9 protein-coding genes are annotated in these 14,617 nt (G+C 72.4%); 2 read left to right on the forward strand and 7 right to left on the reverse strand.

The window, feature by feature from the left end; translation table 11 throughout:
* Positions 1–72: 72 nt before the first annotated feature.
* Positions 73–1,092, forward strand: coding sequence for a LacI family DNA-binding transcriptional regulator (locus J7I94_RS00925; protein ID WP_215164487.1), 1,020 nt, complete (start codon positions 73–75; stop codon positions 1,090–1,092).
* A gap of 16 nt (positions 1,093–1,108) precedes the next feature.
* On the opposite strand, the gene J7I94_RS00930 is transcribed toward J7I94_RS00925, so the two are convergent.
* Genes J7I94_RS00930 through J7I94_RS00955 form a run of 6 tightly spaced genes read right to left on the reverse strand, consistent with a single transcriptional unit; the run spans position 1,109 to position 9,713 of the window.
* A complete protein-coding gene (locus J7I94_RS00930) occupies positions 1,109–1,822 on the reverse strand; it encodes a hypothetical protein (RefSeq protein WP_215164488.1) in 714 nt (237 codons plus the stop codon).
* Positions 1,823–1,857: 35 nt separating this feature from the next.
* Complete coding sequence (locus J7I94_RS00935) at positions 1,858–4,047, reverse strand: glycoside hydrolase N-terminal domain-containing protein (RefSeq protein ID WP_215164489.1); 2,190 nt, start codon at positions 4,045–4,047, stop codon at positions 1,858–1,860.
* Positions 4,044–6,017, reverse strand: a complete 1,974-nt coding sequence (locus tag J7I94_RS00940) for a beta-galactosidase (protein ID WP_215164490.1) — start codon at positions 6,015–6,017, stop codon at positions 4,044–4,046. Before J7I94_RS00940 ends, J7I94_RS00935 begins: the two co-directional genes overlap by 4 nt.
* Positions 6,014–6,967: a carbohydrate ABC transporter permease gene (locus J7I94_RS00945; RefSeq protein ID WP_215164491.1), complete on the reverse strand. Its 954-nt coding sequence runs from the start codon at positions 6,965–6,967 to the stop codon at positions 6,014–6,016. The genes J7I94_RS00940 and J7I94_RS00945 overlap by 4 nt, the downstream gene beginning before the upstream one ends.
* Positions 6,964–7,989 carry a sugar ABC transporter permease gene (locus J7I94_RS00950; RefSeq protein WP_215164492.1) on the reverse strand — a complete coding sequence of 342 codons (1,026 nt, stop codon included), beginning with the start codon at positions 7,987–7,989 and terminating at the stop codon, positions 6,964–6,966. The genes J7I94_RS00945 and J7I94_RS00950 overlap by 4 nt, the downstream gene beginning before the upstream one ends.
* 29 nt (positions 7,990–8,018) lie before the next feature.
* Entirely contained in the window at positions 8,019–9,713 is a 1,695-nt protein-coding gene (locus J7I94_RS00955) for an extracellular solute-binding protein (protein ID WP_215164493.1), read from the reverse strand.
* A 366-nt stretch (positions 9,714–10,079) separates the two neighbouring features.
* On the opposite strand from J7I94_RS00955, the gene J7I94_RS00960 reads away from it, so the two are divergent.
* Positions 10,080–12,905, forward strand: a complete 2,826-nt coding sequence (locus J7I94_RS00960; RefSeq protein ID WP_215164494.1) for a glycoside hydrolase family 3 C-terminal domain-containing protein — start codon at positions 10,080–10,082, stop codon at positions 12,903–12,905.
* An 87-nt stretch (positions 12,906–12,992) separates the two neighbouring features.
* On the opposite strand, the gene J7I94_RS00965 is transcribed toward J7I94_RS00960, so the two are convergent.
* Positions 12,993–14,438, reverse strand: coding sequence for an aldehyde dehydrogenase family protein (locus J7I94_RS00965; protein ID WP_215164495.1), 1,446 nt, complete (start codon positions 14,436–14,438; stop codon positions 12,993–12,995).
* Positions 14,439–14,617: the final 179 nt, after the last annotated feature.

The following is a 14,617-nucleotide window of genomic DNA, read 5'->3' on the forward strand; positions in this document are numbered from 1 at the left end:
CGGATCACCCTCGCCCCGCCCTGATCCGTTAAGCGCGCTTGTCGAAGCGCTTCACATCGCTTGGAGAGCCGGATGGTCACCCTCGCCGAGGTCGCCCAGCACGCCGGAGTTTCGGCGAGCACGGTGAGTTATGTCCTCAGCGGCAAGCGGTCCATCTCCAGCACCACCCGGCAGCGGGTCGAGGAGAGCATCCGGGAGCTGGGCTACCACCCGAACGCCGGCGCCCGCGCCCTGGCCAGCAGCCGGTCGAACATCATCGCGCTGATGATCCCGCTGCGCACCGACATGTACGTACCGGTGATGATGGAGATCGCCATCGCGGTGGCGACCGCCGCGCGCGCCCACGGGTACGACGTGCTGCTGCTCACCGGCGAGGAGGGCCCCGACGCGGTGCGCCGCGTCACCGGCAGCGGGCTGGCCGAGGCGATGATCGTCATGGACGTCGAACTCGACGACGAGCGGCTGCCGTTGCTGCGCGCCACTCACCAGCCGTCGGTGCTGATCGGGCTGCCCGCCGACGCCTCCGGGCTGACCTGCGTCGACCTGGACTTCCGGGCGACCGGCGCGCTGTGCGTCGAGCACCTGGCGTCGCTGGGCCACCGGGACGTCGCCGTCATCGGTGAGGCGCCGGGGGTCTACGAGCGGCACACCGGGTTCGCCGAACGGACCCTGGAGGGGCTGCGCGCGCGGGCCCGGGAGCTGGGGCTGCGGCTGCTGCACCGGCCGTTCGAGGGCGGGTACGACGCGATGGCCCTGACCCTCTCCCGGATCTTCGACGAGCGGCCCGGCACCACGGGGTTCGTCGTGCAGAACGAGGCGGCGGTGGAGCCGCTGCTCGCGCTGCTGCGGCAGCAGGGGCGGGCGGTGCCGGAGGACGTGTCGGTGGTGGCGGTCTGCCCCGAGCAGGTCGCCGCGCAGGCGTCGGTGCGGCTGACGTCGGTCGCCGTGCCCGCGCAGGAGATGGGCCGGCACGCCGTGGAGCAGCTGGTGGCCAAGCTCGGCGGGCGCGGCAGCGACGAGGTGGTGCTGCTGCCGCCGGAGCTGACGGTGCGGGCGAGTTCGGGGCCGGCCCCCGGGTGGACCGGCCCCTGACCCGGGGTCGGACGGGTCAACCGCCGCTGACCGTCAGGTTGTTGGTGACGAAGTCCAGGCCGCCGGCCGACGAGGTGATCTCGTAGCCGAACTGCACGTCCCCGATGGTCTCGTCGCCTATCCAGCCCTTGGTGTCCTTGATCCACTTCAGCACCGGGAGGATGTTGACCGTCCCGGCGGTGGAGTCGGAGGTGCGCAGGAACGAGTACACCGCGTTGGCGCCGTTGTCGCCCTTGTAGACGTTCCAGGTGTGGCCGCCGAGGGTCACCGTGCCCTGGGAGGTGCCGAGCGGGCCGACGGCGCCGTTGTGGTTGACCCAGAGCATGATCTCGTGGTCGTAGTCGGTGTCCCAGATGTCGTACGAGGTGTTGTACGCGCCGGAGGACGGGACCGTGACGTTGTAGCTGCTGGTGAGGGAGGTCAGGGAGGTGATCGGCTTGTTGATCACCTTCTTGCTGTTCGGGTACGACTTGATGCCGCCCGTGTTGGGGTGGTCGGCCCAGACACCCCAGTTGGTGCCGGAGTTGGCCCACACGCACTGGCTGCCGGCGCCGGAGCCCCAGATGTTGTTGTAGAGGGTGTAGCCGTTCAGCGTGGTGTTGCCCCACTGGTCGCAGGAGTTCCAGACGGCGGCCTCGGCGGGGGCGGCGGCGAGGCCGACGGTGGCGCCGAGGGCGAGGGCCGGGGCCAGCAGCGCCTTGGGGAGTGCGAGCGGTGTACGTCGTGCCATGGTCGTTCCCTTCCATGGGTGGGGGGACGGTGCGGTCACCGCGCCTTCAGGTGGAGGACGCGGTCTTCTCCGGCGGTGAGGTCGAGCGGCTCGGTGCCGGAGGAAGTCCTCAGTTCGACGCGTACGGTGCGGCCGGGCCGGATGACGGCGGTGGTGGTTCCGGGGGTCCAGGTGAGGTCGAGCGTGGCGCCGAACCGGGTGCGCACCCCGCGCAGTTCGCCCGCCGGGAGGGCGGCGGGCAGGGCGGGCAGCAGGACCAGGCGGGTGGGGGTGGACTGCACCAGCATCTCGATGAGCACGGCGGGCAGGGTGTGCGCCGCGTCGGCGTTGTAGACGTCCCGGCGCGGGTAGTGCGCGCTCATCAGGGAGGTGTGGAAGTAGTCGCCCGCCAGCACCGCGCCCAGGGCGTGCGCGACCCGCTCGCCGTCGCGCAGGCGGGCCGCGACCAGGGCGTGGTGGAGGTGTCCGTGGGCCGAGTCGTTCTCGGCACCGCGCAGGTCCAGGGCGCGGTGGGCCGCCGTCGCCAGTTCCGGGGTGTCGTACGGGGTGATCTCCTCCAGCGGCCAGACGCCGTAGAGGTGGCTGAGGTGGCGGTGGTCGTAGGTGTCGTCGAGGCCCTCCCGGGCCCATTCGGCGAGGGCGCCGTCGGCGTTGATCCGGTGCGGCGGCAGCCGGTCGGCCAGCGCGCGCCAGCGGGCGGCGTGCTCGGGGTGGTAGTCGGCGGCGGTCAGCAGGGCGTGCCGGGCCGCCGAGAGGTCCATCGCCGCGTCGACGGTCCCCCAACTGGCGTTGGCGGGGCGGTTCTCCGGCGAGTAGGACGGGACGACCGTCAGGCGGCCGTCCTCGGTCTCCGTGAGGAAGTCCTCGTAGAACAGGGCGACTTCGGCGAGGGCCTCGGCGGTGCGGGGGTCGCGAATGCCGTGGGTCTCGTCGTGGTCCACGAGGGGTTTGAGCAGCCAGTCGGCGCCGGCCGTCCACAGGTGCAGGGGGTACTCGCGGCTGAAGTGGTACGAGTGCCCGTTCTCGCCGTCGGTGTGGGAGGGGGCGACGATGCCCCGGGCGCCGAAGACGGCGCGGGCGTTCTCCCGCCAGTGGTCCCGTTGCCGGTGGACCAGGGCGGCGTGCGCCTCGGTGACCTCGGGGAGGGCGGCAGCGGCGGCGGAGGCGGTCTGGAGGTTGAGGTTGGCGTTGGTGGTGAACGCGCCGGACCAAGCGGTGTCCCAGTCGCCGGTCCACAGGCCGGTGAGGCGGGGCGGGAGCAGGCCGGAGGCGGAGAGCTGGTGGTAGCGGCCGGCGGCGAAGAGGCGCTCCAGGAGGGCCGGGCTGCCGGGGCGGCCGAGAAGTGCGGAGCCGGGCAGCGCGCGGTCGGCGGGGGCGGCGGCGAGGTCCAGGGTGACTCGGTCGTAGGCGGTGCGGTGGTGCAGCAGGTGGCGGTCGAGGAGGTCCTCGTAGGTGCGGCCGGTCATCAGGTCGCCGAGGGCGCGGGACTCGGCGTGCACGTCGAGTTCCCCGGTGTGCCGGCGGACCCGGGTCAGGAGCAGCAGCGACTCGGCCCGCTCGACGAGCAGGCCCGGCGGGACCAGCGCGGCGGTGCCGCCGGTGACGGCGGCCACGGTGACGCCGGTGTACGCCCGGTCGCTGTCCGGGTAGCGGGCGCGCAGGCTCAGCACGGCGCCCTCGGGGGTGCGGACGGCGCCGTGGCCGACGCCGAGTGCGGCGGGCGCCCCGGGCAGGCGGTGGTCCAGGGCGAGGTCGAGGGTGAGGTGCGGGGCGGTGACCTGCTGGACGATGACGTCGTCGGCGCGGGAGACGAAGACGCGGCTGGTCCAGCCGCCGGCGGTGGCCGTCGTCTCGCCGGTGGCGAAGTCGACGGTGCGGCGGTAGGCGTGGTCGGCGCCGGGCGGGCGGCGCAGCCGGAGCTGGAAGGCCGGGTGGAAGGGCTGCACCCATTGCAGGGGGCGGCCGTCGGTGAACTCCTCGGCGGCGGTGACGTCACCGGCCAGCAGCCGCTCCCGCAGCGCGGGCAGGGCGGCGGCCAGCTCCGGGGGGCGGGCGTGCTCCCCGCCGTTGGGACGGACGAGGGTGTGGTGGGTGACGATCACCCGGTCGTCGTGCGGATCGCCGAGGACCAGGGCGCCGTGGTGGCCGTTGCCGGTGAGGAAGGCGTCCTCCCAGCGGGCGGCGGGGGCGGGCTCCCAGGTGCCGTGGACGGGGGCGGCGGTCATGGGGCCAGCACCCGGACGCCGTACCGGCCCAGCTCGGTACGGTCGGTGACCGTCTCCCCCGTCAGCAGGTCGCGGTGGGTGCCGGGAACGTCGACGGTCACCGGGTCGCGGCCGTGGTGGAGCAGGAACAGCAGGTCGCCGCGGCGGACCGCCTCCACACCGGCCGGGACGCGGTCCAGGGCCGGGCGGACCCCGGCGTCGGCGGCGATGCCCGCGAGCAGGCCGCGCAGCGCCTCGGGTTCCGGGAGGGTGGAGACGTACCAGGCGCGGCCCTTGTTCAGGACGGCGGGCAGTCCGTCGAGTTCGCCGCCCTGGTAGGGGACGGTCTCGTCGGCGGTGCCGTCGGGCTCCAGTTCCTCCGACCACAGGCTGCCGCGGAAGCCGTCGCAGCCGATGCTCTCGCCCTCGGCCAGGGGCCACCACTCGTGCAGGGTGCGGATGCCGAAGAGGTCGCGCAGGCGGGCGTCCATCGCGCCGGGGCGTACCCGGTCGTCCTGGTCGGCGACGCCGGTGAGGAAGCCGCAGACCAGGGTGCCGCCGCCGTGGACGTACGCGAGGAGGTTGTCGATCGCGGTGTCGGTGAGGAGGTAGAGCTGCGGGACGACGACCAGGCGGTAGCGGCTCAGGTCGTGCTCGGGGTGGGCGAGGTCGGTGGTGAGGTGGGCCTCCCACAGGGCGCGGTGCCAGGCGCGCAGGACGACGGGCAGGTCGGCCCGCTCGAAGGGGCGGGCCTGCTGGGTGCCGGCCCACCAGGAGTGCCAGTCGTGCAGGACGGCGGCGTCGGCGGTGACGCGGGTGCCGGTGACGTGGGGGGCGAGCCGGGCCAGGTCGGCGCCGAGCCGGCGGACCTCCTGGAAGGCCCGGCCCCGCGGGCCCGCGTGGCCGACCATCGCGGAGTGGAACTTCTCGGCGCCCTGCCGGGACTGCCGCCACTGGAAGTAGCAGACGGCGTCCGCGCCCCGGGCGACCGCCTGGAGCGACCACAGGCGGTTCAGGCCGCGCGGCTTGGGCTGGTCGACGTCGCGCCAGCCGACCGCGCCCGTCGCCTGTTCCATGACCATCCAGGGGCCGCCCCGGGCCTGGGACCGGGTGAGGTCCTGGATCAGGGCGCCCTCCTGCGCGCCGAGCGGGTCGCGCGGGTCGGGGTAGAGGTCGACGGAGACGACGTCCTCCTCCTCGGCCCAGCGCCAGCCGTCCTGGCCGAAGAAGAGCGGCATGAAGTTGGTGGTGACCGGGAGGTGCGGGGTGTGCCGGCGGACGATGTCGCGCTCGGCGCTGTAGCACTCCAGCAGCATGTCGGAGGTGAAGCGCCGGAAGTCCAGCACCTGGGTGGGGTTCTTGAGGTAGTGGGTGCGGCGCGGGGGCAGGACCTCCTGCCAGTCGCCGTAGCCCTGGCTCCAGAACGCCGTGCCCCAGGCGGTGTTGAGGGCGTCGAGGGTGCCGTACCGGCGCCGGAGCCAGGTGCGGAAGCGGGCGGCGGCCTCGTCGCCGTGGTCGTAGGTGCAGTACTCGTTGTTGATGTGCCACATGGTGAGGGCGGGGTGGCCGGCGTAGCGGGCGGCCAGGGCCTCGGTGACGGCGGCGGCGTGGCGGCGGTAGACGGCGCTGGAGTGCGAGAAGTGCTGGCGTCCGCCCCAGTGCTCGGTGCGGCCGTCCTCGTCGACGGGCAGGGTGTCCGGGTGCAGATGCCCCAGCCACGGCGGGGGTGAGGCGGTGGGGGTGGCGAGGACGACGCCGATGCCGTGCGCGTGCAGCAGGTCCATGACGCGGTCCAGCCACCCGAACGCGTAGGCGCCGGGGCGGGGTTCGAGGCGGGCCCAGGAGAAGACGCCGACGGTGACGGAGTTGACGCCGGCCTCCCGCATGAGGCGTACGTCCTCCTGCCAGGTCTCCTCGGGCCACTGCTCGGGGTTGTAGTCGCCGCCGAACAGGAGGCGCCCGCGGGTCACCGCGGCGAGGTCCGGGCTCACCCCTTCACCGCCCCGGTCAGCATGCCCTTCTTGAAGTGCCGCTGGACGAACGGGGAGAGGACCGCGACCGGCAGCAGCGCCATGACCATCACGGCCATCTGCACGGCCAGGCCCGACAGCTCGCCCGTCTTGATCGCCTGGCCGAGGCCGACCGGCGCCTCCTGCTTCTGCACGAGCTGGATCATGACGTTCTGCAGCGGCATCATGTCCTGGTCGTTCAGGTACAGCGAGGCGTTGAACCAGGCGCTCCAGTAGCCGACGGCGTAGAACAGGGTGATCACGGCGAGGACCGCGCGGGAGAGCGGCATGACGATCTTCCACAGGATGCGGAAGTCACCGGCGCCGTCGATGCGGGCGCTGTCGATCAGCTCCTGGGAGATGCCCATGAAGAAGCCGCGCAGCACCAGGATGTTGAAGACGCTGATCGCGCTCGGCAGGATCAGCGCGAGGTAGGTGTCGGTCAGGCCGAGGGACTGCACCAGCAGGTACGTCGGGATGAGGCCGGCGCTGAAGAACATCGTGGCCAGCAGGACCATCAGGATCCAGCGGTGGCCGAGCGAGCCGGTGCGGGACAGGCCGTAGGCGCACAGCACGGAGACCGTCATGGAGAACACCGTGCCGACCAGGGTGATCAGGATGCTGATGACGGCGGCGCGGGTGACCTGGCCGCCGCTGAGCAGCTCCTGGTAGGCGACGAAGGTGATCTCCTTGGGGACCATGACCAGACCGCCGGCCTCGTCGATGGTCTTCCTCGACGACAGGCTGGTGACGATCACGATCCACAGCGGGAAGAGGATGGCCAGGCAGGCCAGCGTCAGGGCGAGGCCCTTGCCCGCCACCCCGGCCGGACTGGGCTTCTCCTCCCAGGCCGGCCGGGGCGGGGCGCCCCAGCGGGACGGCTTGTCGGACACGGGCTGGTCGGAGACGGGCTGGTCGATGACGGCGGTCACTTCTTGTACACCCCCTGCTCGCCCATGAGATGGGCCACCTTGTTCGCGGCGAGGACCAGGCCGAGGCTGACCACGCCCTTGACGAGTCCGGCGGCCGCCGCGTAACCGAAGTCCTGGTTGCGTACGCCGTTCCACCACACGAAGGTGTCCAGCACCTCGGCCGCGCCCGGCCCGACCATGTCGCGTTGGAGCAGGATCTGTTCGAAGCCGACGGTGAGCGCGTCGCCGACGCGGAGCACCAGCAGCAGCGCGATCACCGGGCGCAGCGCGGGCAGGGTGACGTGCCACATGCGGCGCCAGCGGCCCGCGCCGTCCATCGCGGCGGCCTCGTACAGGTCGGGGCTGACCGAGGCGAGCGCGGCGAGGAAGACGATGATCCCCCAGCCGGCGTCCTTCCAGACGCTCTGCGCGGTGATCAGCACCGCGAAGGTGTCCGGGTCGGTCATGAAGTCCAGGCCGTCGTAGCCGTGCTCGCGCAGCAGCTGGGAGAAGATGCCGGCGCCGCCGAAGAGCTGCTGGAAGACGGCGACGACCAGCACCCAGGAGAAGAAGTGCGGCAGGTAGAGGACGGCCTGGGAGACCGCCCGGACCCGGGGCCGGACCACGCTGTTGATGAGCAGCGCGAGCAGGATCGGGATCGGGAAGAAGAGGACGAGCTGGAAGAAGAAGAGGATCAGCGTGTTCTGTACGGCGTTCCAGAAGTCGGAGTCCGCGAAGATCCGCTCGAAGTTCTCCAGGCCCACCCAGGGGCTGTGCAGGATGGAGACGATCCCGTTGTCGCTGATGTAGGGGTCGTACTCCTGGAAGGCGACGACGTTGCCGAGGATCGGCAGGTAGTTGAAGACCAGGAGCAGCAGGACGGCCGGCAGCACCATCAGCAGCAGGACGCGGTCGCGTCTGAAGCGCAGGCGCAGGCTCACTTTCCCGGAGGGGGTCTTCTCGGGGCCGGTGGTGCCGTCGGGCGCCGCCGGGGACTTCTTCTGGGCCTCGGTCCCGCTCCGAGGCACCGTGCTGTTCGACACGGCCGTTCTCCTCGCCTCGCCCGCGCCGGTCAGCTCGCCGCCGAGCCGTTCTCGTCCAGCAGCTTCTTGTACCAGTCGCGGAGCTTGTCGCCGCCCTTGCTGCGCCACTCCGAGACGGCCTGCTGGACCTCGCTCATCTTCTTGCGGCCCCGGACGAAGTCGTCCTCCATCTGCTCGAAGTCGCTGGAGAGGTTGGTGTACCGGGAGGGCTCGGTGACCTGCATGCCGTAGAAGGAGGACTTCTTGGTGAAGGCGCCCATCCGCTGCTGCCACTCGACCTGGCCCTTGGCGACCTCGGGGAAGTCGGGGTGGGCGACGGTCGGGGCGGGGCTGGCCAGCATGACGTAGGCGTTCATCACGTCGATGTTGCCCTGGTCGGTCTTGGTGGGGACGCCGTCCTTGACGGTGTAGTGGGTGCCCTCGACGCCGTAGTTGGTGGCCATGTACTCCTTGGTGCCGTACGGCGCCGCCGTGACGTTGGCCGCGGCCAGCACGTCCTTGATCACCGACTCCGACGCCTTCTTGTTCACGAAGGCCCAGATGCCGGCGGGCTGTTCGGCCCAGAGCACCGGGTCGCCGCCGTCGTGGCCCCAGATGTCCATGCCCCAGATCTTGAACTCCGGGTTCTGGGTGGCCTGTTCGGCGGTGCGGCTCCACCACTGGCTCATGTTCTGGACGTAGACGAGGAACTCGCCCTTGGCGAACTTCGGCCCGGGGTCGGTGGCCTGGCTCTTGCCGAGTTCGGCGTCGGGGTGGACGACGCCGGCGGCGAAGAGCTTGCGGGTCCACTCCAGCGCTTCGAGGTACTCGTCCGTCTCGAAGCGGCAGATCATCTTGCCGTCGACCAGGTTCCAGCCGAGCGGCTTCTCGTTGGCGGAGAGCACGCCGAACGCCTGGAAGGCGGTCCACTTCATGTCCAGACAGGCCCAGCGCTTGGCCTTGGCGTTGGTGGCGTCCTTGGCCCAGGCCATGAACTCGGCGCAGGAGGTGGGGACTTCGTATCCCTCTTTCTCGAAGATGTCCTGCCGGTAGAGGGGGACGAGCCCGGTGACGTACGGCTGGGGCTGGGGCAGGCCGCGCAGCTTGCCGCCGAAGATCGAGCGCTGCCAGGCGTCGGTGGGGATGGCGGCGAGGTTCGGGTAGTCCTTGACGGCGTCGCCGGACAGGTAGGGGCCGAGGTCGGCGAACTTGGAGATGATGGCGCTGGGGATCTTGCCGTTGAGGTTCCAGCTGGGGACGACCACCACGTCCGGTACGTCGCTGGAGGCGAGGACCGCGCCGAGCTTCTGCTCGTAGGTGTTGCCGTCCTGGTTCTGCCACTTGATGTCGACGCCGATCATGTCGTTCATCGCCTTGTAGTAGGCGTTGTCCGACTTCGGCGGGGAGCCCCAGAACGGGGACATGATGGTGACCTGGCCGCCCTTGCCGAGCTTCTTCGGCACCGAGGTCTTCAGGTCGGCGACGGCGAGCTTGCTGGTGAAGCCGACCGCCGAGCCGTTCTTGGACGGGATGTCGGGGCTCACCACGTTGCTGGCCACATAGGCCGGCAGCAGCTTCTTGGCGTCCTTGCCCGCGGTCGTGCCCTCGCGCGAGCCGCTGTCCGTGCCGCCACAGGCGCTCAGCAGGGGCATCCCGCCCGCCACCGCGGCGGCGGCGACCGCCGAGGAGGCGAGGAAACTTCTCCGGCTCGGCGCGGAGGTGGCGGAGGCGGCGTTCGGCGTCATTGCGTCAACCCTTCATGGCGCACCAGGACACCCGGCGGTGGCCGTCGGCTGCGGTGTCTTGAGTGGAACTCGCTGAGCTGGGAGTGGAGCGGGCGGGGCGGGAGGTGCCCACAGGCCCTCACCGTCGAAGCGCTTCGATGTTGCAGCGAGGTTAAGTGAACACGAGGGTGGGCACAAGAGTCGTTTCCAAGATTCCTCGGAGGTGTGCGGGGCCGCTCGGGCCAGCGCAGCGCCCCCTGTGCTGGCTGTGAAGGTGGACGGAACGGCCCGCCGCGTCTTGACACCCGGCCTTCGCCGACTGAGCATCGAAGCGCTTCGAAAGCCGCTTCGGAAGCGCATCGCCGCACATCGCAAGGGGAATCCCACGTGACCGCACCCACGCCGCCCACACCGCCTTTCCGCGATCCGCGCACGCCGGTCGCGGAGCGCGTCGACGACCTGCTGTCGCGGCTCACGCTCGACGAGAAGATCGGATTTCTGCACCAGTTCACGCCGGGCGTGGACCGCCTGGGCGTCGCCGCCTTCCGCACCGGCCAGGAGGCACTGCACGGCGTGGCCTGGATGGGCCCGGCGACGGTGTTCCCGCAGGCCGTCGGTCTCGGCGCCACCTGGAACGAGGAGCTGGTCCGCCGGGTCGGCGAGGCCGTCTCCGCCGAGGTCCGCGCGATGCGCGCCCGCGACGAGCGGGTCGGCCTCAACGTCTGGGCCCCGGTCGTCAACCTGCTGCGCCACCCCCTGTGGGGCCGCAACGAGGAGGGCTACTCCGAGGACCCGAGGCTGACCTCGGCGATCGCCACCGCCTACACCCGCGGTCTGCGCGGCAGTCATCCGACCTACTGGCGCACCGCCCCCGTGCTGAAGCACTGGCTCGCCCACAACAACGAGACCGACCGCGACACCGCGTCCTCCTCGGTCCGCCCCCGCGTCCTGCACGAGTACGACCTGCGCGCCTTCCGGGAGACGGTCGAGGCGGGCGCGGTGGCCGGGGTGATGCCGGCCTACAACCTGGTCAACGGCCGCCCCAACCACGTCTCCCCCTACCTGGCCCAGCACCTGCGCGCCTGGACCGACGAGGAGCTGCTGGTCTGCTCGGACGCGGGCGCCCCCTCCAACCTGGTCGACTCCGAGCACTACTTCGACACCCACGAGGAGGCGACGGCCGCCGCGCTGAAGGCCGGGGTCGACAGCTTCACCGACCACGGCACCGACTCGACACTGATCACCGCACGGGTGCGCGGCGCGCTGGAGCGGGGCCTGCTGACCGAGGCCGACATCGACACGGCGGTGCGCCGGCAGCTCTCGGTCCGCTTCCGCCTCGGCGAGTTCGACGGCCACGAGGAGGCGGGCGCCTTCGACACCCCGGAACACCGGGCGCTGGCCCAGGAGGCGGCCGAGCAGGCGATCGTCCTGCTGAAGAACGAGGGCGGCCTGCTGCCGCTGGCCCCCGGCAGCCGCCTCGCGGTCGTCGGACTCCTCGCCGACGAGTGCAAGCTCGACTGGTACAGCGGCACCCTGCTCCACCGCTCCACCCCGCTGGAGGGCCTGTACGAGCGGTTCGGCGCCGGACAGACCGAGTTCGCGGAGGGCGTGGACCGGGTCCGGCTGCGCACCTCGGCCGGTACGTTCCTGTACGTCCCGCCGGCCGGCGACGACGCCCCCGCGCCGGCGGACGAGGGCGCCCTCGACCCCGCGCTGCTGGCCGGCCGCACCGATCTGCCGCCGCTCACCACCGACGCCACCGGCACCGAACTCGCCCTGGTCGACTGGGGCGAGGGCGTGCTGACCCTGCGCGCGCCGGACGGGCGGTACCTGTCGGTGGCCGAGGACGGGTACCTGCGCGCCTCGGCCGACCAGCCGGGCGGCTGGGTGGTGCAGGAGACGTTCCGGCTGGAACCGCACGGCGACGGCCACCTCCTCAGGCACACGGGAACGGGGCACCATGTAGCGGTGACCGCCGACGGCGTGAAGGTTGCCGCGTCCGGCGGGGAGGTTTTCGCGCTGGAGACCGTCGAGCGCGGCGAGGAGGCGGTGGCGCGGGCCGCCGCCCGGGCCGACGTGGTGCTGGTGGTGGCGGGCAACGACCCGCACATCAACGGCCGCGAGACCGAGGACCGCACCACGCTGCGGCTCCCCGCCCACCAGGAACGGCTGCTGCGCGCCGCCCGGGACGCCAACCCGCGCACGGTGCTGGCGCTGGTCTCCGCCTACCCGTACGCGGTCGACGCCGAGCCGCTCCCGGCGGTGCTGTGGACCGCGCACGGCGGCCAGGCGGCCGGCACCGCCCTGGCCCGCGTACTGGCCGGTGACGTCTCCCCCGCCGGACGCCTGCCGCAGACCTGGTACGCCGACGACCGGGACCTGCCCGACCTGCTCGACTACGACGTCGTCGGCTCCCGGCAGACGTACCTGTACTTCGAGGGGACGCCGCTGTTCCCGTTCGGGCACGGGCTGTCGTACGCGTCGTTCGGCTACGGCGACCTGCGCGCGGAGGCCGGTGACGGCTCGGTGCGGGTCTCGTTCACGGTGACCAACACCGGCGACGTCACCGCCGACGAGGTGGCCCAGCTGTACACCCGGGCCGAGCAGCCGTCGGTGCCGCGTCCGCGCCGCGAGCTGCTCGCCCACCGCCGCGTCACCCTCGCGCCGGGGGCCTGTGCCGAGGTCTCCTTCACCGTCCCGCTGTCCGCCTTCGCGTACTGGGACGTGGCGCACGGCCGGTGGCGGCTGGAGCCCGGCCCGTACGCGCTGCTGGTGGGCGCCTCCAGCGAGGACGTCCGGCTGCGGACGACGCTCACCCTGGACGGGGAGCCGGCCGCGCCGCGCCCGGTGCGCGAACGGGGCCTGCCGGCCGCCGACTTCGACGAGCAGAGCGGCACGGAGATCGTGGACCGGACCAGGGAGTCGGGCGACGCGGTGACGCCGACGGCCGACAAGTCAGGCGAACTCCTCTACCGCGCCTGCGACTTCGGCCCCGGTGTGGCCTCGGTGACGGTCGAGGTGGCGGGCGAGGGCGTGGTGGAACTGTCCCTGGACGGCGGTCCGGTGCGGGCCGTGCTGTCGACGGACACGCCGACCCCGGGACCGTACGACTACGTCTCCCTGACCACCGGCCTGGCCGCCGAGGGCGTGCACGACCTGCGGGTGGGGCTGCGGGGGCCGGTGCGGCTGGCGGGGGTCGGGTTCTCGGCCTGATCAGGGTCTTCGCCCGATGACCGACGGCGATGACCGACGGCGACGGCGGGGCGTGCCGGTCCGCACGTCCCGCCGTCGCCGGTGCCGTCAGAGCGCGAGCCCGGTGAGCACCATGACCCGCTCATAGGTGTAGTCCTCCATCGCGAACCGCACGCCCTCGCGGCCCACCCCGGACTGCTTGACGCCGCCGTACGGCATCTGGTCGGCGCGGTACGAGGGGACGTCGCCGATGACGACGCCGCCGACCTCCAGGGCGCGGTGGGCGCGGAAGGCGGCCTGGAGGTCGTGGGTGAAGACGCCCGCCTGGAGGCCGTACTTGGAGTCGTTGACGGCGGCGAACGCCTCCGCCTCGCCGTTCACCTTCTGCACGCTGAGGACCGGGCCGAAGACCTCCTCGCGGGCGAGGGTGGTGCCGGCCGGCAGGTCGGTGAGGACGGTCGGCGCGTAGGAGGCGCCGTCGCGCTGCCCGCCGGTGGCGAGCGTGGCGCCGTCCGCCACGGCCTCCCGCACCCACGCCTCGACCCGCTGCGCCGCGGCCTCGCTGACCAGCGGGCCGACGTCGGTCTTGTCGTCGGACGGGTCGCCGGTGACCTGGGCCTCCACGGCGGCGACGATGCGCGGCAGCAGCCGGTCGTACACGGCGGCGTCGGCGATGACGCGCTGCACGGAGATGCAGGACTGGCCGCCCTGGTAGTTGGAGAAGGCGGCGATGCGCTGCGCGGCCTTGTCCAGGTCCTCGTCGCCGGCCCAGTCGGCCAGCACGACGGCCGCGCCGTTGCCGCCCAGCTCCAGGGTGCAGTGCTTGCGCGGCACCGAGTCCATGATCGCGTATCCGACCTGCTCGGAGCCGGTGAAGGAGATCACCGGCAGCCGCTCGTCCTGGACCAGGGCGGGCATCCGGTCGTTGGGGACCGGCAGGACGCTCCAGGAGCCGGCCGGCAGCTCGGTCTCGGCGAGCAGTTCGCCCAGGAGCAGGGCGGAGAGGGGGGTGGCCGGGGCCGGCTTGAGGATGATGGGGGCGCCGGCGGCGATCGCGGGGGCGACCTTGTGGGCGCACAGGTTCAGCGGGAAGTTGAACGGCGCGATGCCGAGCACGGCGCCCTTGGGGAAGCGGCGGGTGAGGGCGAGCCGGCCCTGGCCGCCCGCGTCGGTGTCCAGGCGCTGGGCCTCGCCGCCGTTGAACCGGCGGGCCTCCTCGGTGGCGAACCGGAAGACGGAGACCGCCCGCCCGACCTCGCCGCGGGCCCACTTGACGGGCTTGCCGTTCTCGGCGGAGATGAGCTGGGCGATCTCCTCGGTGCGCTCCGCGAGACGCCGGGCGACGTGGTCGAGGGCGGCGGCCCGGACGTGGGCCGGGGTGGCGGCGAACTCGTCCCGTACGGCGTGGGCGGCGGCCACCGCCTCCTCGACCTGCGCCCGGCTCGGGACGCTCACGGCGCCGACGAGGCGGCCGTCCCACGGGGAGGTGACGTCGAAGCTGTCCTCGCCGGTGGCCTGGCGGCCGGCGAGCCAGAAGGCGTGGGTGGAGGTCATGTCGGGTTCCGGCCCTTCCCGTCGGGGGTGTGTACGTGGGGTGCTGGGTCCACGGTAGGGGCGGGGCGGCAGGGGGGCGTTTGTCCTGTCTGTAGTGAGTGGGGTGGGTCGATGCGCCGGAATGGCCACACCCGGCGTCCCGGAGCGGCCACGCTCCGGCGTACCGGAACGCCGCGCCC

Origin of the sequence: Streptomyces sp. ISL-12 (genome assembly GCF_018614415.1) — a bacterium.
Classification (GTDB): Bacteria; Actinomycetota; Actinomycetes; order Streptomycetales; family Streptomycetaceae; genus Streptomyces.